The 21,750-nt window shown below is 70.8% G+C and carries 15 protein-coding genes; 10 read left to right on the plus strand and 5 right to left on the minus strand.

What is annotated here, in order from left to right:
• The first annotated feature begins 184 nt into the window (after nucleotides 1-184).
• Both eccCa and ACIQCZ_RS38390 read left to right on the plus strand, forming a co-directional pair.
• Nucleotides 185-4,144, plus strand: coding sequence for a type VII secretion protein EccCa (gene eccCa, locus ACIQCZ_RS38385; RefSeq protein ID WP_402290158.1), 3,960 nt, complete (start codon nucleotides 185-187; stop codon nucleotides 4,142-4,144).
• A 576-nt stretch (nucleotides 4,145-4,720) separates the two neighbouring features.
• Nucleotides 4,721-4,954, plus strand: a complete 234-nt coding sequence (locus ACIQCZ_RS38390; RefSeq protein WP_351084679.1) for a DUF397 domain-containing protein — start codon at nucleotides 4,721-4,723, stop codon at nucleotides 4,952-4,954.
• 70 nt (nucleotides 4,955-5,024) lie between these two features.
• On the opposite strand, the gene ACIQCZ_RS38395 is transcribed toward ACIQCZ_RS38390, so the two are convergent.
• The 4 genes from ACIQCZ_RS38395 to eccB form a co-directional block, all read right to left on the minus strand.
• The gene (locus ACIQCZ_RS38395; protein ID WP_351084681.1) at nucleotides 5,025-5,330 is read right to left on the minus strand and encodes a WXG100 family type VII secretion target; all 306 of its coding nucleotides are present in this window, start codon (nucleotides 5,328-5,330) and stop codon (nucleotides 5,025-5,027) included.
• Nucleotides 5,331-5,384: 54 nt separating this feature from the next.
• Nucleotides 5,385-5,735, minus strand: a complete 351-nt coding sequence (locus tag ACIQCZ_RS38400) for a hypothetical protein (RefSeq protein WP_402290161.1) — start codon at nucleotides 5,733-5,735, stop codon at nucleotides 5,385-5,387.
• A 261-nt stretch (nucleotides 5,736-5,996) separates the two neighbouring features.
• The gene (gene mycP / locus ACIQCZ_RS38405) at nucleotides 5,997-7,220 is read right to left on the minus strand and encodes a type VII secretion-associated serine protease mycosin (RefSeq protein ID WP_402290213.1); all 1,224 of its coding nucleotides are present in this window, start codon (nucleotides 7,218-7,220) and stop codon (nucleotides 5,997-5,999) included.
• A 47-nt stretch (nucleotides 7,221-7,267) separates the two neighbouring features.
• The gene (eccB, locus tag ACIQCZ_RS38410; RefSeq protein WP_402290164.1) at nucleotides 7,268-8,818 is read right to left on the minus strand and encodes a type VII secretion protein EccB; all 1,551 of its coding nucleotides are present in this window, start codon (nucleotides 8,816-8,818) and stop codon (nucleotides 7,268-7,270) included.
• Nucleotides 8,819-9,043: 225 nt separating this feature from the next.
• Between eccB and eccE the strand changes: the two genes are divergently transcribed.
• From eccE to ACIQCZ_RS38450, 8 genes are all read left to right on the plus strand, one after another.
• Complete coding sequence (eccE, locus tag ACIQCZ_RS38415; RefSeq protein WP_402290167.1) at nucleotides 9,044-10,381, plus strand: type VII secretion protein EccE; 1,338 nt, start codon at nucleotides 9,044-9,046, stop codon at nucleotides 10,379-10,381.
• Nucleotides 10,381-11,103 (plus strand): hypothetical protein, encoded by a 723-nt coding sequence (locus ACIQCZ_RS38420; RefSeq protein WP_402290169.1) that lies wholly within the window; start codon nucleotides 10,381-10,383, stop codon nucleotides 11,101-11,103. The genes eccE and ACIQCZ_RS38420 overlap by 1 nt, the downstream gene beginning before the upstream one ends.
• Before the next feature lie 318 nt (nucleotides 11,104-11,421).
• Nucleotides 11,422-14,187 (plus strand): SCO5717 family growth-regulating ATPase, encoded by a 2,766-nt coding sequence (locus ACIQCZ_RS38425; protein WP_402290172.1) that lies wholly within the window; start codon nucleotides 11,422-11,424, stop codon nucleotides 14,185-14,187.
• Between the two features lie 197 nt (nucleotides 14,188-14,384).
• Entirely contained in the window at nucleotides 14,385-16,253 is a 1,869-nt protein-coding gene (locus ACIQCZ_RS38430) for an ABC transporter substrate-binding protein (RefSeq protein WP_402290174.1), read from the plus strand.
• Nucleotides 16,254-16,347: 94 nt separating this feature from the next.
• Nucleotides 16,348-17,430, plus strand: coding sequence for an ABC transporter permease (locus ACIQCZ_RS38435; RefSeq protein ID WP_402290176.1), 1,083 nt, complete (start codon nucleotides 16,348-16,350; stop codon nucleotides 17,428-17,430).
• A gap of 11 nt (nucleotides 17,431-17,441) precedes the next feature.
• Nucleotides 17,442-18,362, plus strand: a complete 921-nt coding sequence (locus tag ACIQCZ_RS38440) for an ABC transporter permease (RefSeq protein WP_402290178.1) — start codon at nucleotides 17,442-17,444, stop codon at nucleotides 18,360-18,362.
• A complete protein-coding gene (locus ACIQCZ_RS38445; RefSeq protein WP_402290181.1) occupies nucleotides 18,359-19,390 on the plus strand; it encodes an ABC transporter ATP-binding protein in 1,032 nt (343 codons plus the stop codon). Before ACIQCZ_RS38440 ends, ACIQCZ_RS38445 begins: the two co-directional genes overlap by 4 nt.
• Entirely contained in the window at nucleotides 19,387-20,382 is a 996-nt protein-coding gene (locus tag ACIQCZ_RS38450) for an oligopeptide/dipeptide ABC transporter ATP-binding protein (RefSeq protein WP_402290184.1), read from the plus strand. The genes ACIQCZ_RS38445 and ACIQCZ_RS38450 overlap by 4 nt, the downstream gene beginning before the upstream one ends.
• Nucleotides 20,383-20,769: 387 nt before the next feature.
• On the opposite strand, the gene ACIQCZ_RS38455 is transcribed toward ACIQCZ_RS38450, so the two are convergent.
• Nucleotides 20,770-21,723: a bifunctional riboflavin kinase/FAD synthetase gene (locus ACIQCZ_RS38455; protein WP_402290186.1), complete on the minus strand. Its 954-nt coding sequence runs from the start codon at nucleotides 21,721-21,723 to the stop codon at nucleotides 20,770-20,772.
• Between the last annotated feature and the right edge of the window lie 27 nt (nucleotides 21,724-21,750).

Consider the following 21,750-nt stretch of genomic DNA (forward strand, 5'->3'; position numbering starts at 1 on the left):
GTCTGGTCCCCCTGATTCGCGGTTGCGCACGGTGCGCGCGCCACCCTACCGGGAGGAGGGCAGGTCATCTGCAAGTAGGATCGCCGTCTCGCGGAGGGACGTCCGCAAGCACAGGCAGCCACGGGGGCTTCGGTGCACGTCCGGCCGGCCTTCCGTCCGTCCGTACCGAGGGATTGATGTTTCGGTGAGCCAGATCGTCGTGAAACGACCTCCGCGGTCCCTGCCGCCGGAAGTCCCCATGGACGAGTTGACGTTGGAGTCCCCTCCCGAACTGCCCCGCGGGCAGCAGGAGGGCATGCTGATGCAGATCCTGCCGGTGCTCGGCATGGGTTCGTCGGTGGTCTTCTTCTTCTCGCCCCAGGCGCCTCCGTTCATGCGGATAATGGGCGTTCTGATGCTTGTCTCGACCGTCGGGATGGTGGTCGCGCAGCTGGTCCGTCATCGCCGCGGTACGCAGGGGCAAATGGCAGATGTCAGGCGCGACTACCTCAAATACCTGGCACAGACGCGGCGTACGGTACGCCGGACCGCGCGTCGGCAGCGGGATGTGCAGCTGTATCTGCAGCCGGCTCCCGAGCAGTTGTGGTCGGTGGTCGCCGAGGGCAGCCGGGTGTGGGAACGACGCGTCGGCGACAACGACTTCGGGCAGGTGCGGGTCGGGCTGGGAGTGCAGCAGCTGGCCACGCCGCTGATCGCTCCCGACACCGCTCCGGTGGACGAGTTGGAGCCGTTGTGCGCGGGTGCGATGCAGCGGTTCCTCGCCGTGCACGGGTCGTTGGACGGACTGCCGATGGCCGTGTCGATGCGGGCGTTCTACCACGTGACGGTCTCCGGTCAGCCGGAGGCGGCGCAGTCGGCGGCGCGCGCGCTCGTCGCGCAGCTGGTGACGCTGCACTCTCCCGAGGATCTGATGGTCGCCGTCGTGGCGGCGCGGAGCGCGGTGCCGCGCTGGGAGTGGACGAAGTGGCTTCCACATCTGCAGGTGCCCGGACAGATCGACGGGGCCGGCACGAAGCGGCTGTTCGGGGACGACCTGGGCGAGCTGGAGCAGTTGCTGGCGAGCCGGCTCGACGGGCGGCCGCGGTTCGGCCGGGAGAGCCAGCCGTTGCTGGACCAGCCGCACATCGTGGTGGTGCTGGACGGTGCGATGGTGCCGCCGGACTCGTTGTTCGCGGCGGCCGAGGGCATGCAGGGGGTGACGATCGTCGAGGTGGTGCCGGGCGAGCTCGACGAGCCGCGCGGCGGTCTCTCGGTGGTGGTGCGGCCGGGGCTGCTGCGGCTGGAGTCGGGTGCGGGGCTGGTGTACGAGGGCGTGCCGGACGGGATCTCGCTGCCGGCCGCCGAGGCGCTGGCCCGGCAGCTCGCGCCGCTGCGGATGGGCGGGGGCGACGGCGATGAACCGCTGCTGGCCAACCTGGACTTCACGGATCTGCTGAATCTGGGCGATGCGGCTTCGGTCGACGTGGCACGGACCTGGCGGCCCCGGTCGGTCTCCGAGCGGCTGCGGGTGCCGATCGGGGTCGGCGAGGACGGCCAGCCGGTGATGCTGGACCTGAAGGAGGCCGCGCAGGACGGCATGGGGCCGCACGGCCTGTGCGTGGGCGCGACGGGGTCCGGCAAGTCGGAGCTGCTGCGGACGCTGGTGCTCGGGCTCGCGGTCACGCACTCCTCGGAGACGCTGAACTTCGTGCTCGCGGACTTCAAGGGCGGTGCGACGTTCGCCGGGATGTCCCACATGCCGCATGTGGCGGCCGTCATCACCAACCTCGCGGACGACCTGACGCTGGTCGACCGCATGGGGGACGCGATCCGCGGTGAACTCCAGCGCAGGCAGGAGCTGCTGCGGTCCGCGGGCAACTACGCCAACATCCACGACTACGAGAAGGCGCGGGCGGCGGGGGCGGCGCTGGAGCCGCTGGCCTCGCTCGTCCTGGTGATCGACGAGTTCTCCGAACTCCTCACCGCCAAGCCCGACTTCATCGACATGTTCATCCAGATCGGCCGGATCGGCCGTTCGCTGGGTGTGCATCTGCTGCTCGCCTCGCAACGTCTGGAGGAGGGCAAGCTGCGCGGTCTCGACACGTATCTCTCGTACCGGATCGGGCTGCGCACCTTCTCCGCCGCCGAGTCGCGGACGGCGCTGGGTGTGCCCGACGCGTACCACCTGCCTTCGGTGCCCGGTTCCGGATATCTCAAGTTCGGTACGGACGAGATGACGCGGTTCAAGGCGGCGTACGTGTCGGGGACGTACCGCACCGGTGGCCCCGATCTGTCGGTGGGGGCGCTGCCGATCGAGCGGCGGGCCGCGGTGTTCAGCGCTCTTCCGGTGCCGGTGGTGTACGCGGCGCCCGATCCGGCGCATCTGGTGGCCGCGCGGGCGAGCGCCGAGGACGAGGCGCTCGCCGACACGGTGCTCGATGTGATCGTGCGCCGGCTCGAAGGACAGGGGGTGCCCGCGCATCAGGTGTGGCTGCCGCCGCTGGACCGGGCGCCGACGCTGGACCAGTTGCTGCCGGGGCTCGCGCCCACCGCCGAGCGGGGGTTCACGGCCACGGAGTACACACGTCCTGGCGGGCTGACCGTGCCGCTCGGGCTCATCGACAAGCCCTTCGAGCAGCGGCGCGAGGTGCTGTACCGGGACTTCTCCGGGGCGGCGGGCCACATGCTGGTCGTCGGCGGGCCGCAGTCCGGCAAGTCGACGCTGGTACGGACGCTCATCTCGTCGTTCGCCCTCACCCACACCCCGCACGAGGTGCAGTTCTACGGACTGGACTTCGGTGGCGGCGGTCTGGTCTCGCTGGCGGAACTGCCGCACGCCGGCGGAATGGCCTCCCGGCTGGACCCGGAGCGGGTGCGGCGTACGGTCGCCGAGGTCGCCGGCGTACTGAACCGGCGTGAGGAGTTCTTCCGCGCCCACTCCATCGACTCCATCGCCACGTACCGGCGCAGGCGCGCCCTGGGCGAACTGCCCGGCGAGGCCTGGGGCGACGTGTTCCTGGTGGTCGACGGCTGGGGCGGATTCCGGTCCGAGTACGAGATGCTGGAGCAGGTCGTCACCGACATCGCCGCACGCGGGCTCGGCTACGGCATCCACGTCGTCATCACGGCCGCCCGCTACATGGAGGTGCGGGCCGCGCTGAAGGACCAGATCCTCGGCCGGCTGGAGCTGCGGCTCGGCGACGTCATGGACTCCGAGTTCGACCGCAAGGTCGCGGCCAATGTCCCCGCGGGTGTCCCGGGCCGGGGACAGGTGGCGCAGAAACTGCACTTCATGGGCGCGCTGCCGCGTATCGACTCCTCCAGCAGCGCCGCGGATCTCTCCGACGGTACGGCCGCGCTCGTCGGGTCGGTGAAGGCCAACTGGGCGGGACCCGCGGCGCCGGCCGTACGGCTGCTGCCGCGCAAGCTGCCGGCCGATCATCTGCCGAAGGGCTTCGAGTTCCCCCAGCGGGGCATCGCGATCGGTATCGACGAGACCGATCTGGAGCCGGTGTTCGTCGACTTCGAGACCGATCCGTTCTTCCTCGTCTTCGGGGAGAGCGAATCGGGGAAGACCAATCTGCTGCGGCTGATCGCGAAGCAGATCGCGGAGCGCTACTCCCCCGACGAGGCGAAGCTCGTCGTCGGCGACTACCGGCGGGCACTGCTGGGTGCGCTGCCGGAGAGCCATCTGCTGGAGTACGCGCCGATGGCGAGCTCGATGCAGATGCACATGGAGGCGCTGGCGGGAGTGTTCGCGCGTCGGCAGCCGCCGACGGACGTCACCCCGCAGCAGCTGCGGGACCGCAGTTGGTGGACCGGTCCGCAGATCTTCATCATCGTCGACGACTACGACCTGGTGGCGACGAACGCGGGCAATCCGCTGGCCCCGCTGGCGGAGTATCTGCCGTTCGCGCGGGACACCGGGGTCCGTTTCATCATCGCGCGGAACTCCGCCGGGGCGTCGCGGTCGATGTACGAGGCGTTCATGCAGCGCATCAAGGAACTGGGGGCGCAGGGCGTGGTGCTCTCCGGTGACCCGTCCGAGGGTGACCTGATCGGCTCGGTGCGCGGGCACGCGATGCCGCCGGGACGCGGGTACTTCGCCTCACGGCGCCGGGGGAACCCGCTGGTGCAGATCGGCCGGCTGCCGGAGCAGCACTGACGGCGCGGGAGCCGGGGCGGGATTCCTCCCGCACCCCGGCTCCGTCGGCGGGCGCAGGTGTGTTCAGCCCCGCCTGCGGAACGAGCGGTTGCGCACCACCGCGATCACCGTCGGTGGAATCCTGGCCGCGGCGGTGGCCGGGACCGCGCTCTGGTCCGCCGTCTGAACTGGCTCCTCGGGAGACCGGGCGGGCTGCGACGGGATACTCGCGGACAAGCCGACGAAGCGGGCGCACCGGGCGAGCTCGACGGCATCGCCGCCGACGTGCGGCGCGGGCTGTCCAAGGGCGGGGCGGAGGCATGGAACGCGACCGTGTCGGATGTCTTGCCGCCGCGGCCTCGTGGCTCGGCGCGCCTCGCCGTCCGGGAGGACGACTGGCGGTGACCTGTCGGCCGCGCCCGCGACCAGCGCGTCGGCGCTCGGGAGGCGGCTCCGGCGAGGTCCGCCGCGCGTGCGCGACCCGCGGCTACCACTGCGGTGCGCAGGCTGTCCATTTCCGGCAGTGGTGCGCGGTGGCGGGGTTAGTCTGCTCGCGGGCGACGAACACGTTCCGCCACGGGAGAGGAAAGGCACCTGATGGGCACGCAAGCGGAGAAGGACGAGCTGTACGCACTCGACATCTCGGGAGTGGAGTGGCTGAGTGCGCCCGGTACCGAGGAGGCCGAGGAGCGTGTCGAGATCGCGCATCTGCCGGGCGGCGCGGTGGCGATGCGGTCCTCGCTGGATCCCGGGACCGTGCTGCGGTACACCGAGGCCGAGTGGACCGCCTTCGTCCTGGGCGCGCGGGACGGCGAGTTCGACCTGAAGTAGTCGCCGTGGCATGACACGAAGAGGGGCACGCCCGTCGGAGCGTGCCCCTCTTCGTGTGCGGCCGGGGCGGTCAGAACGCCTCGGTGAAGGTGCGCGAAGCCTTGAGGTCCGTGGCGCGGTAGCTGTCCTTGCCGGACTCGATGATCTTCGCGACCTGCTCCAGGCGGTTCTTCATGTGGTCCGCCTTCTCCTTGTACTTGCGCTGCAGGTTCACGTACTCCCGGTGCGCCTCACCGTCCCAGGTGTCGGTGACAATCTTGAGTGAGGCGTCCATCTCCGTGAGGTCGTTGACGATGTCCTGCGAAACCTTGCGGATCCGGTTCGCCATCTCCTGGACGCTCTCGTACCTGACCTTGGTGTTCGGGTCGTGCCCCATGTCGTGTCTTCTCCTCGGTGCTCAGCGTGTGCGGAAGGGGTGGTGCGGCGTGGCTCAGACGGCGTTCAGACCGGAGGTGTTGGCCGACGGAGCCTGGTCCTTGACCGCGTTGAAGGCCGCACGGACCTCCTCGTCATTGGCGTTGCTGAGGTTCTTGGTGCTGCCCACCGCGTTGAGCAGGACGTTGAGGAGCCGGCGGATCTCGTCGTGGTCCTCGTTGATCATGATCTGCGCGGAGGTGAACCCCGAGGCACCGACACCCGTCCATCCGGCGGCGGCCGTCGCGAGGATGTCCGCCAGTTCCCTGGACTGCCGGGACACCCCCTGGGCCGTCTCGATGATCTTGTTCTTCGCCTGGACGATCGGATCGTCGGCGAGTCCGAAACCGCCTGCGGGATTGGTCATCCGGAGGTCCTATCTCTCAGTTCCCGGGCCTGCCCGCGTGTCGCGGTCAGGCTTCTTCCTGCCCCCGTGTGCTCCGGCAAAGGGGTGGGGAAAGCACGGGACCGGGCAGCGCGTCGTCGGCATTTCCGCGCTCCGAAATCGGACTCGGCCACTTCTCGTTCCCCCGTCACACACGTGAAGTCTGCTACCACCCTAGTCATTTCGTCGGCTCTCCCCAACTGTGGTTCGAGAAGGCCGAGTCACCGCATCGGGCGGGCGGTGTCATCGCGGCGCGCGCCTTCGGCGGACGTCCCGGACGACCGTCGCGGTACCGGCGATCACACTGACCACGACGGCCGCCACGGCGAGCGCGTAGGTGGCGTATCGCTCGTCGCGCTCCTGCGGGGTCTCCGACAGGGAGAGGTGCGCGGGCTCGGGAGCGGGGGCCCTGGGCGGTGCCGGGTCGGGGTGCGGGGCGTCCTGCGGGGCGTCGTCGCCGGACAGGGCGCGGACCGGGTCGACCACGCCCCAGCCGACGAAGGCGTCGTGGCCGGTGACGGAGCGCTCGGCGGTCTGCTCGATCCGGGCGACGATCTGGGCCGCCGTCCACTTCGGGTACTTGGCGCGCATCAGGGCGGCGACTCCGGCGACGTACGGGGCGGAGAAGCTCGTACCGTTGTCGGTGCACTGGCCGTTGCCCGGGACGGTGGAGACGATGTCGACGCCCGGTGCGGCGACCCCGACGAACTCACCGGCCTGGGAGAAGGGGGCGCGTTCGTTGTTGCGGTCGGAGGAGGCGACGGCGAGGACCCCGTCGAAGGCCGCGGGATAGGTGAGCTTCAGTTTGCCGTCCATGCCGTCGTTGCCCGCGGAGGCGACCACGACGATGTTCCCGGCGAGCGCCCTGGCCACCGCCCGGCCGAGGGCGGACGTCTCCGTCAGGGGTTTGGTCGTGTCCTGGGAGATGTTGATGACGTCGGCCCCCTTGGCGATCGCGTGGTCGATCGCGGTGGCCATCGTGGTGTCCTTGCCGCTGTTCTTCTCGTCGTTCTGGCGGATCGGGATGATCGTGGCCTCGGGGGCCAGCCCGACGAATCCGGTGCCCTTTCGGGGGCGGGCGGCGATGATGCCCGCGACCTTGGTGCCGTGTCCGACCTCGTCGACCGTGCCGTCGCTCCCGCCGCCCTTGAGGTAGTCGGCGCCCGCGGACGTGTCGACGGCCGACTTGAGCTGGGGATTGACGTTGTCGACGCCGGTGTCGATGACCGCGACACGTACGCCCTTGCCCTTGGTGTCCTGCCACAGTTCGTCCAGCAGGACGCGCTGCAGCGACCAGGGGCGACCCTCGTACTGCCGCTTCATCGGGAAGGTGCATTCGCCACTGCCGTCCACGCCCAGCGCGCCGGGCTCCCGGGCTCCGTCGGCGGCGTACGCGGCCGTAGGCGCCGCCACTGCGAGCAGCATGGCGACGACCGCCGTCGGCAGGACCGTCCTGCGGTACGACATCTGTTCCTCTCCCCCGGCGTCCGCGATGCCCGCGGCGCTCCGGAACGTCATGAACCCTGGGGCTGGCGGGCGCTGTTGGTGTCGAGCCGGGGGCCCTTGGACAGGAAGTCCGACCAGGCGATGGGTACGAGGGCGGGCGTCACCTTCTCGTATCCGAGCCTGCTCTGCGCCTGGCTGGGCTCGGGGCGGCCGTCCGACTGCTTCTGCCCGTCGCCGGTGCCGATGTCGGAGCGCCGGGCATCGCTGTCGCCGTTCGCCTGGACCGCGTACCGCAGTCCGGTGTCGGTCACCAGGAAGAGCGATCCGTCGGGGCTGGTCTGCCGGCCCCGGACCTGGGTGTAGAGCAGGCCGCTGCCGGGGGTGACGTAGGTGCTGGTGCCGCCGACGGCGATGGAGGCGGGATACGCGGTGCCCGCCCAGGTGCTCAGGGTGGTCCGGCCCGAGCCGTCGACCTTGCGCAGCACGCTGCAGATGGTGTCGCGGCCGATGCTGCCGCTCTCGGCGGAGTTGACCTGCTTGGTCCGATGGGCCGGCCAGTGTGCGGCCTGGCCGGCGAAGGCCGCGGTGTCGGGCACGAAGTCCTGGAGGCCGACGGCGTGTGCCTCGCCTTCCAGGTTCAGCACGGCGGTCTGCGGTGAGCTGATCAGCAGCCAGGCGGTGAACTGGGAGACCGGCTGCACCTTTCCGTCGAGCACGACGTAGTAACCGGTGCCTTCGCCGGTCTTGGTCCTGAGAACCATGCCGACCCTGTTCTCCTCGGCGGAGAGCTGCCCTTCGACATGAGCCGGGGCGCCGACGGTGCCCGGGATCCGCGGAAAGACGATCGGGCTGCCGTCGTGCAGGGTGGCCAGCCAGTCGTCGGTGACGGACTGCGGCTGCCTGCTCCCGACCAGGGCGTTGGTCAGATGGCCGCTGTCGGCGGCGGTCTCGGCGATGCGGTACTTGGTGCCCTTCGCGTCGACGAGGTAGCGGGCCCGGTCCTGGCCCTGGACGTAGAGCACCTGGCCGCCGACGAGCCTCTTGCTGCCCTCGGTCAGCTCGGTGTCTCGTTCACCGAAGACGAAGGCGGCCTTCTGCACGGTGTTGCCCTTGCCGCCCGGCTGTACGCAGACGGCCCACCGCTTGGCCGTGCCGGCGTCCTTCGCGTCGGGCAGCCGGTCGGGGGCGTAGGGGATGCCCAGGATCGGCCCGCGCGGGGGTTTGCCCGCGTCCAGGACCTCGTCGGCGACCTGGATGACGTCGTAGTTCTGCGGGTTGAGGAGCAGCCGGGCCGAGGCGAGGTTCAGCACGGGGTGCAGCAGGGTCTTCTTCTTGCCGCCCTGGCCGGTGGTGAGCACGACGTAGCGGGTGGTGGACTTCTTGCCGACGATCACCTTGGTGCCGGGCTTGTCCCAGTCCTTGGGCGCGGTGGGCTTGAACATGCCGAAGGCGCCGAAGCCCGCGAGGATCAGCGCGCCGACGACCATGCTGGGAAGGACGGCGCGCAGCGGTCGCGGAGCGCCCTCCTCGGTGCCGGTGGGCGAGGGTTGGAGGAATGCCGCCACCGTGCGTTTCTTCGCAAAGGTGTATGCGTTGAGCTCATCCCGCCGTGATGCCATGAGTCGTTTTTTCTCCCGTGTCTCCCCGCGCGGCACCAGGAGCGGTCGCTTCCGGCCCCCGTGCCGGGCCCGCGATGCCGGACCTCGGTGCCGGACCGGCCCCTACTATGCCTGCTGACCGTCGGTGACGGTGGGGCGGGTAGGGTGTTCCAGCCGCCGAAGCCCCGTACGGGGCAGGCGGAATACGGGCGGAGTTGGGGACTGATGAACGGGGGGAATGCCGGAATGACGGCTTCCGCAACACGGACGCGTCCGGCCGGGAACGTACATGCCCCCGCTGCTCCCCCGGCCGGTGGACCACCGGCCTCCCGGGGCCCCGCCCGGGGCTCGCGCGGACGGGCCGCCGGCCGGCTCGACAGACTTCCCGGGTTGTTCGGTTCGTTCCGATTGCAACAACTCGTACTGCTGGAGATCGCGGCCGCGCTGCTGCTCACTGCATGGGTGATCGAACCCCTGTTGCTGGCCCCGGCCGCCGTTCTGGCCGCGCTGCTCGTGCTGTTGGCCGTCGTGCGCAGACACCGCCGCTCGCTGCCGGAGTGGCTGGGTACCGTGCTTTCGCTGCGCGCGCGCTCCCGCAGGGCCGGTTCGCTGGAGCTTCCCGCGGGCACGGAGCCGGGGATCGCGCCCGTCGTCGAGTGCGATCCGGCGCTGCGTACGTACTCCTTCAGCGACCGTGACCGGCGGCCCGTCGGCATGATCGGTGACGGTACGTTCGTCACGGCCGTGCTCCAGGTGGAGTCGGACGCCACGGCGCTCAGGCCGGACCGGTCCGCGCAGCCACTGCCCCTGGCGCTCGTGAGGGACGTCCTCGAAGTCGACGGCATCCGGCTGGAGTCGGCGCAGATCGTGCAGCACACCCAGCCCGCACCCGCCCCGCATCTGCCCCCGCAGTCCGTCGCCGCGCGCAACTACGCGCCGCTGCAGGCGCAGACGGGTTCACCCGGCGTCCGGATCACCTGGATCGCGCTGAAGCTGGCCCCGGAGCTGTGTCCCGAGGCGGTACAGGCGCGCGGCGGCGGCATCACGGGTGCGCAGAAGTGTGTGGTGCGCGCGGCCGACCAGTTGTCCAGCAGGCTGACCGGGGCGGGTTTCCGCGCAACGGTGCTGACCGAGCAGGAGCTGACGTCCGCCATCGCGACCTCGGTCTGTGCCAGTGCGCCGGCCATGGCGCAGGCCGGCCGGACCGCGACGCCGGCGCGGCGCACCGAGGAGACCTCGCGGACGTGGCGCTGCGACGACCGGTGGCACACCACCTACTGGGTGGCCCGCTGGCCGCAGTTCGGCGGGGGCGGCGGGGGCGCGGCGATGCCGCAGCTCGTCGCCCTGCTCACCTCGATGCCCGCGCTCGCCACGACGTTCAGTCTCACGCTGGGGCACGGCGATCGGCAGGGCGTCTCGATCACCGGGCACATCCGGATCACCGGGCGCAGCGACGAGGAACTGCTGGGCGCCCGGCATGAGTTGGAGCGCACCGCGCGCGGCGTCCGGACCTCGCTGGTCCGGCTCGACCGCGAGCAGCTGCCCGGTGTGCTCGCCACGCTGCCGCTCGGGGGTACCCGCTGATGTCCGTACCCACGCCTGCCCGTGCCCGGCTCGGCTTCGGGCTGATCGGTCCGCGTCGCGGACGGCAGTCGGTCTCGCTCGACCAGCTGGCGTCACTGGCCCTGCCGGTCGGTGACGACGGCATGGTGATCGGCGTGGACGCCCACGGCCGCCCCGCCGTGCTCGGCGTCAACCGGCCGACCCCGTACGACATCACGCTGATCGGCGGCCTGTGGACGGCGCAGGTGATCGCGCTGCGGGCCGCCGCGACCGGTGCGCGGATCGTCGTGGAGACCGGGCGGGCCCAGACCTGGACGGGACTTGCGCACGCCGCGGGCGGCGGTCAGCCGTGCATCACGCTGCACGATGTGGGGCGGGTGCCGCCGCAGGGGCCGTCGGCCGGTGCGCCGGTGGTCGTGGTGCGGGACTGCGGCATGCGGCCGCCGCGCGGGCGCGTGGTGTCCGGGCCGTGGCAGTCGGTGCTGACGCTCCTGCCCTATCTGAGTCCGGTGGCGCCGAGACTGATCGAGAAGTCGGCCCTGGTCGGCATTCAACGGGTGTCTCCGGACGAAGCGGCACAGCTCGGTCGCATCCTGAATCTTCCGGCCGCCGAGACGCAGGCGCTGTCCACCCTGGCGGACGGGGTCACCCTCTGGTGCTCGGGGCAGGACCGGCAGTTCGTGATGACGCAGGCGACCGATGCCGAGACCGGACTGCTGGGCGGCGCGCGCCGGATGGACTGACGGGGGCCGGCTTCCTCATGGCCCATTCAGAACGTTCGTCATTCCATACGTAGTTGCACGAGTTTGACCGTTTCACCCTTCATGCTGTGCCGTACTCGGTTCACTTGAGGGCAGTGCGTGATGTACGGGACAGCTCTTGCGGTGCCGTACGGCCTGCCGGAGCGGGCCCCATGACGATTAGGGTGGGTCCGGGCGCGGCAGAAGAACCTGCGGGCAGGCGATGCGGGGCCCGGGGGGAGAGCCGGGCGGTCAGGAAGTCGGAAACGGTCGCCCCCACCCACCACGGCACAAGGGTGCTCGACCACACCAGGAGGCAAAGTGAACGGCGATCGGGACGAGATCCGCGGGGGCTGGAACAAGCCCGTCGACGAGTCGTCCGACGCGGAGCCCGCCGAGATGACGGGTGAGTTCACCATCGACTACACCCCACCCGCCTGGTACACGCAGAACGCGCCGGGGGACTCGTCGGGCGGTGCCGGAACACACCTGGCGCCGCCTCCGCCGCCCAACGGGGCGCCGTTGTCCGTGCCCCCGCCGCCGGCCGGGGGCGGTTTCGACCCCGAGTGGGCTCCGGCACCACCCGCGCCGGCTCCGGTTCGGTCCGCGGCGGGGGATCCCGTGCCCACCCCTGCCCCGGCTCCTGCCGAGGGGACCGCGGCGGCGGCTCCCGACGGGATGACGGACCCGTTCGGGGGCGGCGATGTGGAGAGCGGCGCGACCATGCGCTTCTCCCCGGCCGCGCTGAAGCGCGAGATCACGGAGCGCGCGGAGACGTCGAAGAACGCGGGCGCGGACGGCTCGGGTTCGGATTCGGGTACGGGCTCGGCGGCAGCCGGCGCCGGTGTTCACGGTGCCGACGGTACGGACGGGAGCGAGGCGTCCGTTTCCGAGCCCGTTGCCGACTCCGCACCGGTGGCGGACGCGAGCGCCGATGAGCCGGACGGCGCCGCCGTCGCGGATCCCGGTGCCGACGCCGCGGCGAGCGCCGGGGTTCCGGCCGGTGTCACGGGCGGCGCCGTCGACGGGCCCGAGGACTCCGCGCCCTCCGACGCCGTCACGGACGCCGTACCGCAGGACGCACCGCCCCCCGCCGTACCGCAGGACGCACCGCCCCCCGCCGTACCGCAGGACGCACCGGCTCCCGCCGCGCCGACCCCCTGGACCCCGGGGCCGCCGCAGGCCGGTCTGCCGCCGCTGCCGCCCGCTTTCCAGCCCGCCGCGCCGCAGCCCCTCGCGCCCCAGCCGGCGCAGCACTGGCCCGCCTCCGGCCCGGCAGCCCAAGGGCAGCCCGGCGGCTACGGATTCCCCAACGCCGCAGCGCCTCAAGCGCCGCAGGCCCCGCAGGCCCCGCAGGCCCCACAGGCCCCGCAGGCCCCGCAGGGCGGCTACGGGTTCCCCCAGCAGCCCGCACCTCCGGCGCAACAGGCACCGCCGCAGGGCGGTTACGGGTTCCCGCAGCCGCCTCAGGCGGCGCTGCCCCCGCAAGCCCCGCACGTGCCCCAGCAGCCGCAGCCGTCCCAGGGGCCGCAGGCACCTCAGGCACCTCAGGCACCTCAGTGGCCCGCGCAGCAGGGCGTTCCCCTGCCCCCGCAAGCCCCCCAGCAGCCGGTCCAGGGCGCGCCGCCCCATCTGCCCGCGCAGGTCGCCCCGCAGGCGCCCGCGCAGCAGCAGGGGCCCTCTGCGCCACAGCAACAGCAGGCCCCTGCTCAGGGACAGCCCATCGACCCGCGTACCGGGGCGGCCTGGCCGACGCCGGTCACCCACGATCAGCGCGAGCGTTCCGTGCCCGGCGCCCCGCTCGGCTACACGGCGGCGGTGGAGCTCTCCTCCGACCGGCTCGTCCGGGGCAAGCAGAAGGCGAAGAGCAGCCGTACGCCGTCCGGCGCGGCCCGCTTCAAGCTGGGCGGCAAGAAGGAGGAGGCCGAGCGGCAGCGCAAGCTCGACCTGATCCGTACGCCCGTGCTGTCCTGCTACCGGATCGCGGTCATCAGCCTCAAGGGCGGCGTCGGCAAGACCACGACGACCACCGCCCTCGGTGCGACCCTGGCCACCGAGCGCCAGGACAAGATCCTCGCCATCGACGCCAACCCGGACGCGGGCACGCTCGGCCGCCGGGTGCGCCGGGAGACCGGGGCCACCATCCGTGACCTGGTCCAGGCGATCCCGTACCTCAACTCGTACATGGACATCCGCCGCTTCACCTCCCAGGCGCCGTCCGGCCTGGAGATCATCGCCAACGACGTGGACCCGGCGGTCTCCACGACGTTCAACGACGAGGACTACCGGCGCGCCATCGATGTGCTGGGCAAGCAGTACCCGATCATCCTCACCGACTCGGGCACCGGTCTGCTCTACAGCGCGATGCGTGGAGTGCTGGACCTCGCCGACCAGTTGATCATCATCTCGACGCCGTCGGTCGACGGTGCGTCCAGCGCGTCCACCACGCTGGACTGGCTGTCGGCGCACGGGTACGCGGAGCTCGTGCAGCGTTCCATCACCGTGATCTCCGGTGTCCGGGAGACCGGAAAGATGATCAAGGTCGATGACATCGTGCAGCACTTCGAGACACGCTGCCGCGGCGTGGTCGTCGTACCGTTCGACGAGCATCTGGCGGCGGGCGCCGAGGTCGACCTCGACATGATGCGCCCCAAGACCCGCGAGGCGTACTTCAATCTGTCCGCCATGGTCGCCGAGGACTTCGCACGCGCCCAGCAGCAGCAGGGGCTGTGGACGTCGAACGGCTCCAACCCGCCCCCGCAGTACGCCCCGCCGATGCCCGGCCAGCAGCAGTACGCCCCTCAGCAGCAGCCCCAGCAGCCCTACCCGCAGCAACAGCCGCCGTACGGTGGCCCGCAGCCCCAGCAGCCCTATCCGCCGCACCCCGGCCCCGGAGTGCAACAGAACGGCTGGCAGCAGTCGTTGCCCTCCCAGGCACAGTCCGCGGCGAGCCCGGCCGGCCCGCCGCAGCCGCACCAGCAGCCCGGACAGCCAGGTCAACCGGGTCGGCCGACCCCGCCCGAGCCGCAGGGGCCCCTCCCGCCCGCCGGTTGGCCGCAGCAGCCGCCGCCAGCGCCTCAGCAGTAAGGCAACAGAGGTCTAAACCAATGAGGGCCCGCACCGTCTCCACGGTGCGGGCCCTCTGTGCATTCCCGCAGACCACACGCCGTTTCGATGACCGTTGACGCGGCTCGACCCCCGCTGATAAACCTTCGCTTCACCAGCTGGCGAACCACAGATCAACCCGCCTTCTCCGTGCGAGTCATGACGCGAGGTCCCTGACCATGGTCGAAAGAGTTCCACCACGCTCCGCCCAGCCACGCTCACGCCTGCGTGTCCTGCTGGCCTCCGGCGCCGCCGCTCTGGCGCTGACCGCCGGTTCCGTCGTCGGCGTACCCCTCGGTGCCGCGCCGCAGCAGGCCCAGGCCGCCGACAGCGGCACATCGACGCTGACCGTCGCCGTCGCACAGAGCGTCGACTCCCTGAGCCCGTTCCTGGCCCAGCGGCTCATGAGCACCAGCATCAGCCGGCTCATGTACGACTTCCTGACGAACTACGACCCCAAGGACAACCACGCGATCCCCGCCCTCGCCACCAAGTGGGAGCCGTCGGCGGACAAGTTGACCTGGACGTACACCATCCGTTCCGACTCCAAGTGGTCGGACGGCCAACAGGCCACCGCCGAGGACGCGGCGTGGACGTTCAACAAGATGATGACCGACGAGGGCGCCGCGCAGGCCAACGGCAACTTCGTCGCGAATTTCAAGAAGGTGACGGCTCCGAGCCCGACGCAGCTGGTCATCGAGCTCAAGGAGCCGCAGGCCACCATGGCCGCGCTCGATGTGCCGATCGTCCCGAAGCACGTCTGGGAGAAGGTCGGTGACTTCTCCAAGTTCAACAACGACACGAAGTTCCCGATCGTCGGCAACGGGCCGTTCATCCTGACCGACTACAAGGTCGACCAGTACGTCAAGCTCAAGGCCAACAAGGACTTCTGGCGCGGCAAGCCGAAGTTCGACGAGCTGGTCTTCAAGACGTACAAGGACCAGGACGCCGCGGTCGCCGCGCTGCGCAAGGGCGAGGTCTCCTTCGTCGCCGGCTCCCCGGCCCTGACGCCCGCCCAGGCCGCCTCCCTCAAGGGCGAGAAGAACATCAAGGTCAACGAGGGTCCGGGCCGCCGCTTCTTCGCGCTCGCCACCAACCCGGGCGCGCAGACCAAGGACGGCAAGAAGTTCGGCAACGGCAACAAGGCCCTTCTCGACCAGAAGGTGCGCCAGGCCCTCTTCCTGTCCATCGACCGCAAGACCATCATCGACAAGGTCTTCCAGGGGCACGCCGTCGAGGGCCAGGGCTACATCCCGCCGCGCTACTCGACGTACCACTGGCAGCCGTCCGCCGACCAGAGCCTCGCCTACGACCCGGCCAAGGCGGCCAAGCTCCTCGACGAGGCGGGCTACCCGCTCAAGGGCGACCAGCGCGTCGGCAAGGACGGCAAGCCGCTCGACCTGCGCATCCTGTGCCACGCCACGGACCCGAACGACAAGGCGATCGGCAAGTACCTCAAGGAGTGGTGGGGCAAGCTCGGTGTCGGCCTGAAGGTCGACTGCCTCGACGACGTCTCCGTGCCCTGGTACGCCGGTGAGTACGACCTCGCCTTCGACGGCTGGTCCGTCAACCCGGACCCCGACTTCGTGCTCGGCATCCACACCTGCGCCGCGCTGCCCGTCAAGGCCAAGGACAGCGCCACCACCGACAACTTCATCTGCGACAAGACGTACGACGAGCTCTACAGGAAGCAACTCGCCGAGTACGACCCGGCCAAGCGCGCGGACATCGTCAAGCAGATGCAGTCGTGGATGTACGACTCGGGGTACATGAACATCATCGCGTACCCGAACGCGGTCGAGGCCTATCGCACCGACCAGATCAAGTCGATCAAGACCATGCCCGAGGCGGCAGGCAACATCTACGGCCAGGACGGGTACTGGAGCTGGTGGTCGGCCGTTCCGGCGGGCAGCAGCAGTTCGGACAGCTCCGGCGGATCCGGCTCCACCGGAGTCGTCGTAGGCATCATCGTGGCGGTCGTGGTAGTCGCCGGTGGCGGGCTCTTCCTCGCGAAGCGCCGCCGCACCACCGCGGACGACCGCGAGTAATCGAGCGGACGGTTGTGAGGGGGCAGGCGGGGCGGCGGAAAGCGAGCCGCCCCGCCGGTTCCCCCAAGTGCAGCACGAGTAACGAGAGTTCCCCATGACAGCTGACAGCACTCCGGCGCTCGTGCAGATCGCGGACGCGGACACCGAAGGTCCGGCTCAGACCGGACCGTCGGCCGCCCGCGGTCCACGGGCGCGCAACACCAAGGCCTATCTCCAGTACGTCGCGGCCAAGATCGTGGGAGCGGCAGTCTCCCTGTTCGCCGTACTGGTCACCAGCTTCTTCCTCTTCCGGCTCATTCCCAGCGACCCGGTGAAGCAGATGACCGGCGGTCGCCCCGTCTCCGCCGAACAACTCCAGTCGCTCCGGCACCAGTTCGGGCTCGACCAGCCGCTCTGGAAGCAGTTCACGAGTTACGTGGGCGACGCGCTGACCGGGGACTTCGGTACCTCGTTCCAGTTCCACGCCCCCGTCATCGACAAGATCACGGCGGCGCTCCCGGCCACGCTGCTGCTCACCGGCACCGCGTACGTCCTCTACACCGCGCTCGGCATCTGGCTGGGCACCCGCACCGCCTGGCGCAACGGCTCCGTCAGCGACCGCTTCAACACCGCGTTCGCGCTCACCCTCTACTCGATCCCGTCGTTCTGGCTGGGCCTGCTCCTGATCATCGTCTTCGCGGTGGGCGTCGGTCCGATCCCCGGGATCTTCCCGACGGGAGGCATGGAAACGGGCGGCGAGAGCGGGCTCGCGTACGTCCTGGACGTGGCGCACCATCTGGTCCTCCCGGTGATCACGCTGGTCGCGGTCGGGTACGCGCAGACGCTGCTGGTCATGCGCTCCTCGCTGCTCGACGAGATGGGCAGCGACTATCTGACGACGGCCCGCGCGAAGGGGCTGCGGGACGATGTCGTACGCCGCAAGCACGCCGTGCCGAACGCCATGCTGCCGACATTCACGCTGATGTTCGTGAACCTGGGGCATGTGGTCGCCGGGCAGATCCTGGTCGAGACGGTGTTCTCGTGGCCCGGCCTCGGCGGTCTCTTCTACCAGGCGCTGAGCGTGCCCGATCTCCCCCTCGTACAAGGGCTGTTCTTCGTCTTCGCCACCGCGGTGATCCTGGCGAACACCCTTGCCGATGTGCTGTATCCGCTGCTCGATCCCCGGGTGGGCCGATGACGACCGAATCCATGCCCACGCCCACGAAGGCCGAAGCGGCCGAGAATCCGCGGGCGCTCGCCCGCGCCCGCAAGCGGCAGTCGGCCGCCCGGTTCTGGCGGGAGTACCGCAAGCACAGGGGCGGACTGTGGGGTCTGGGCGCGCTCGTCCTGATCGCGCTGGTCGCCCTTCTCGCGCCGCAGCTCGTCGGTGCCGACTCGCAGAGCGTCACCGACGCGCCGGGGGGCGCACTGGAGTCGCCGAGCGGAGAATTTCCGCTGGGTACCGACCAGTTCGGGCGCAGCGTGCTGGCACTGCTGGTGTGGGGCACTCGTGTCTCGCTGACGGTCGGCCTGCTCGCGGCGTTTCTGTGTGTCGCCATCGGTACGGTCGTCGGCATCGTCGCGGGGCACTTCCACGGCTGGTACTCGACGGTCCTGCTGCGGATCACCGACTGGTTCCTGGTGATGCCGACCCTGGTCCTCGCGATCGCCCTCGCCACCGTCATGGACCGTTCGATGTGGACGGTCATCATCGCGATCGGCGTGACGACCTGGCCGACGACGGCCCGGCTGGTCCGCGCCCAGACCCTGGCCGTGGAGTCCCGCCCGTACATCGAGCGCGCCCGTGCCCTGGGCGGCGGCCACGGGCACATCATGATCCGGCACGTCCTGCCGAACGTGATGCCGCTGGTGCTCGCGCAGACCACGCTGGTGATCTCCAGCGCGATCCTCACGGAGGCCACCCTGGCCTTCCTCGGCCTGAGCGACCCGACCATCACCTCCTGGGGCGGCATGCTCCAGGACGCCCGCGAGGCGGGCGCGGTGAGCGCGGGCGACTGGTGGTACCTGGCGCCTCCCGGCATCGCCATCGCCCTGGTGGCGCTGGCGTTCACGCTGTGCGGCCGCGCCATCGAGTCCGTCCTCAATCCCAAGCTGGGGGTGGCCCGTTGAGCACGACGAGCATCCACAAGTCGCCGCTTCTCGACGTACGGGACCTCACGGTGACGTACGCCGGCGGGGCGCAGGCGGTCCGCGGCGTGAATCTCACCGTCGACGCGGGGCAGAAGCTCGGCATCGCCGGCGAGTCGGGCTGCGGCAAGTCGACGCTGGCGCTCGCCCTGCTGCGGCTGCTGCCCGCCGGGACGAAGGTCTCCGGCGAGATCCTGCTGAACGGCGAGGACGTCCTCACCATGAAGTGGGGCCAGGTCAGGGCGGTGCGCTGGGCGGGGGCGTCGATCGTGTTCCAGGGCGCGATGCACTCGCTGAACGCGGTGCACCGCATCGGGGACCAGATCGCCGAGCCGATCCTGCTGCACCGGAAGGCGACTCAGGCGGGGGCTGCGAAGAAGGTCGGCGAGCTCCTGGAACAGGTGGGGCTGCCGGCCGCCCGCGCGAGCGCCTATCCGCACGAGCTCTCCGGCGGGCAGCGGCAGCGCGTGATGATCGCGATGGCGCTCGCCTGCGATCCCGGACTGATCATCGCGGACGAGCCGACCACGGCTCTCGACGTGATGATCCAGGCCCAGATCCTGCGGCTGATCGAGCAGTTGGTGTCCGAACAGGACCTCGGTCTGATCATGATCAGCCATGACCTCGCGGTGCTCTCGGACACCTGTGACCGGCTCGCGGTGATGTACGCGGGCCGGGTCGTGGAGGAGGGCCCGGCGTCCGAGGTCTACGAGAACGCGCACCACCCGTACGGCAAGGCCCTGTCCGGCGCGTTTCCGCGCATCGGCGACCCGGCCTCCCGGTTCGCGCCCCGCGGGCTGCCCGGTGACCCGCCGGACCCGTCGGCGCTGCCCGGCGGCTGCACGTTCCATCCGCGCTGCCCGGTGGCCCTGGATTCCTGCACGACGCAGGACCAGGAGCTGCGCGAGGCGGGGCCGGAGCGGCGGGCCGCCTGTGTGCTGGTGGAGGCGGGGGCGTCGGCCGCGTCCCCGGCCCGGCCGGATGCCGAGGAAGCAAGGAGCACATCATGACCACCAACACTCCCCTGCTCAGCGCGGAGGATCTGAAGGTCACCTTCCCCGGCCGGCGCGGGGCCGCCCCGGCGCGGGCCGTGGACAGCGTGGATCTGGACATCCGGCCCGGCGAGATCGTCGCACTGGTGGGCGAGTCGGGCTGCGGCAAGACGACGCTGGCGCGCTCGCTGCTGGGTCTGGTCCCGCCGACGTCCGGGCGGGTGACCTTCGGCGGGCAGCCGCTCGACTACGGAAGCCGTGCGCTGAAGGCGTACCGCAAGCGGGTCCAGCTGGTGCTCCAGGACCCCAGCGGTTCGCTCAATCCGCGGCACACGGTGTACGACGCCGTCGCGGAGGGCCTGCGGATCCACGGGTACGCGGGCGACGAACGGGCCGCGGTCGCCGAGGCTTTGTCGCGGGCGGGACTACGCCCTCCGGAGCGGTTCTTCCTGCGCTATCCGCACGAGCTGTCGGGCGGCCAGCGCCAGCGGGTCGTGATCGCGGGCGCGCTCGTGCTGGAGCCCGAACTCATCGTGGCCGACGAGCCGGTGGCTTCGCTGGACGCTTCGGTGCGCGGCGAGATCCTGGCCCTGCTGCTGCGGTTGCGGGACGAGCTGGGCCTGTCCGCGCTGGTGGTCACGCACGACCTCGGCCTGGCGTGGAACATCGCCGACCGGGTCGCGGTGATGTACCTCGGGCGGATCGTGGAGACGGGCGAGGTGGAGCAGATCCTCACCTCTCCGCAGCACCCGTACACCCAGGCGTTGTTGTCGGTGCTGCCGGAGTCCGGGGACGATCCGGTGATTCTGACCGGCGAGCCGCCGGACCCGTCCAGGGTGCCGTCCGGGTGCCGGTTCCACGCCCGCTGCCAGGTACTGGCCTCGGGCGAGGCGGAGCGGGCGGGCGTCGCGGACGCATGCCGTACGAAGGATCTGCCGGTGCTCGCGGGCGGCGGGCAGACCCAGGTGGCGTGCCACTGGGCGACCGCGGCGGCGAAGGCGCGGGCGTAGCACGGTGACGGGGCACGCGAGCCCGCCGGGATCCGAACGAGAGACCCTGGGGGTCTTCCGTTCGGATCGGGCCGGATGAGCGGGCGGGTCCGGTGCCGTGATCGCATGGTGCCCCGTGCAAGACCACGGGGCACCCGCCCGAGAGGCTGTCGGGTGACCTCGGACCGGATGGCGGACACGGTCCGGTGCGTGCGGTTCCGAGGCGGAGGAGGGAGTCGACGCTGGGCGTCGGCGACCGACGACAACGCGGGAAGCGTGCGTGGTCAGGGCATGGCCGCCCGGCCGGAGGTCACCCGACAAGCTCGGGGCGCTGAACGGCTGACGTCTCGCGCGACCGGGCCGGGACCGTCGAGGACGGTTCCGGCCCGGTCGCGTGCGGCGAAGAGGTCAGCCGCGCTCGTACGCGGCGACCAGCTCGCTGCACCGCTTCACATCGGCGGCCATCGCCACGAGCAGCTCGTCGATCGAGTCGAACTTCAGCATCCCGCGCACGTACGCGAGGAAGTCCACCGAGACGTGGAGCCCGTACAGGTCGAGGCCGACGCGGTCGATCGCGTACGCCTCCACCGTCCGCTCGGTGCCGTCGAACTGCGGGTTCGTGCCGACCGAGATCGCGGCGGGCATCGCCTCGCCGTCCACATTGAGCCAGCCCGCGTAGACGCCGTCGGCGGGGATGGCGGTGTGCGGCAGGGTCTCCACGTTGGCCGTGGGGAAGCCCATGTCACGGCCGCGCTGCGCGCCGCGGACCACGATGCCCTCGACCCGGTGCGGCCGGCCCAGGATCTCGGCGGCGCCCGCGACATCGCCCTCGGCGACCAGTCGCCGGGTGAGTGTGGAGGAGAACGGCTCGCCGCCGCCCGCCTCACCGCTCACGTACAGGTCTATGACCTCGACGCGGTAGTCGTAGGTCTCGCCGAACTCGGTGAGCAGCTGCACGTTCCCGGCCGCCTTGTGGCCGAAGCGGAAGTTGGGGCCCTCGATGACCAGCTGCGCGTGCAGCTTGTCGACGAGCACCTTCACGATGAAGTCGGCCGGTGCCAGCTTCGAGAACTCCGTGGTGAACGGCAGGATCAGCACCGCGTCCACCCCCAGCTCCGCCATCAGCTCGGCGCGCCGGTGGTGCGGGGCGAGCAGCGGCGGGTGGCTGCCGGGCCGCACGACCTCGCTGGGATGCGGGTCGAAGGTCACCACGACCGACGGCACGCCCAGCTCGCGGGCGCGCTCCACGGCCCGCCCGATGATCAGCTGGTGCCCACGGTGCACCCCGTCATAGGAGCCGATGGTGACGACGCTGCGTCCCCAGTCCTGGGGGATGTCCTCCAAGCCACGCCAGCGCTGCACTGTGACCGCTCCTCGCCCGAACCTGTG

The organism is Streptomyces sp. NPDC093149, assembly GCF_044754145.1.
Classification (GTDB): Bacteria; Actinomycetota; Actinomycetes; order Streptomycetales; family Streptomycetaceae; genus Streptomyces.

What these genes read in the sequence shown, in the direction of transcription:
- ACIQCZ_RS38450 (WP_402290184.1), top strand. Translation starts at nt 19,387, where the DNA reads ATGACCACCAACACTCCCCTGCTCAGCGCGGAGGATCTGAAGGTCACC.
- mycP (WP_402290213.1), bottom strand. Translation starts at nt 7,220, where the DNA reads ATGTCGTACCGCAGGACGGTCCTGCCGACGGCGGTCGTCGCCATGCTG.
- ACIQCZ_RS38420 (WP_402290169.1), top strand. Translation starts at nt 10,381, where the DNA reads ATGTCCGTACCCACGCCTGCCCGTGCCCGGCTCGGCTTCGGGCTGATC.
- ACIQCZ_RS38390 (WP_351084679.1), top strand. Translation starts at nt 4,721, where the DNA reads ATGGGCACGCAAGCGGAGAAGGACGAGCTGTACGCACTCGACATCTCG.
- eccB (WP_402290164.1), bottom strand. Translation starts at nt 8,818, where the DNA reads ATGGCATCACGGCGGGATGAGCTCAACGCATACACCTTTGCGAAGAAA.
- ACIQCZ_RS38430 (WP_402290174.1), top strand. Translation starts at nt 14,385, where the DNA reads ATGGTCGAAAGAGTTCCACCACGCTCCGCCCAGCCACGCTCACGCCTG.
- eccE (WP_402290167.1), top strand. Translation starts at nt 9,044, where the DNA reads ATGACGGCTTCCGCAACACGGACGCGTCCGGCCGGGAACGTACATGCC.
- ACIQCZ_RS38400 (WP_402290161.1), bottom strand. Translation starts at nt 5,735, where the DNA reads ATGACCAATCCCGCAGGCGGTTTCGGACTCGCCGACGATCCGATCGTC.
- ACIQCZ_RS38435 (WP_402290176.1), top strand. Translation starts at nt 16,348, where the DNA reads ATGACAGCTGACAGCACTCCGGCGCTCGTGCAGATCGCGGACGCGGAC.
- ACIQCZ_RS38395 (WP_351084681.1), bottom strand. Translation starts at nt 5,330, where the DNA reads ATGGGGCACGACCCGAACACCAAGGTCAGGTACGAGAGCGTCCAGGAG.
- ACIQCZ_RS38440 (WP_402290178.1), top strand. Translation starts at nt 17,442, where the DNA reads ATGCCCACGCCCACGAAGGCCGAAGCGGCCGAGAATCCGCGGGCGCTC.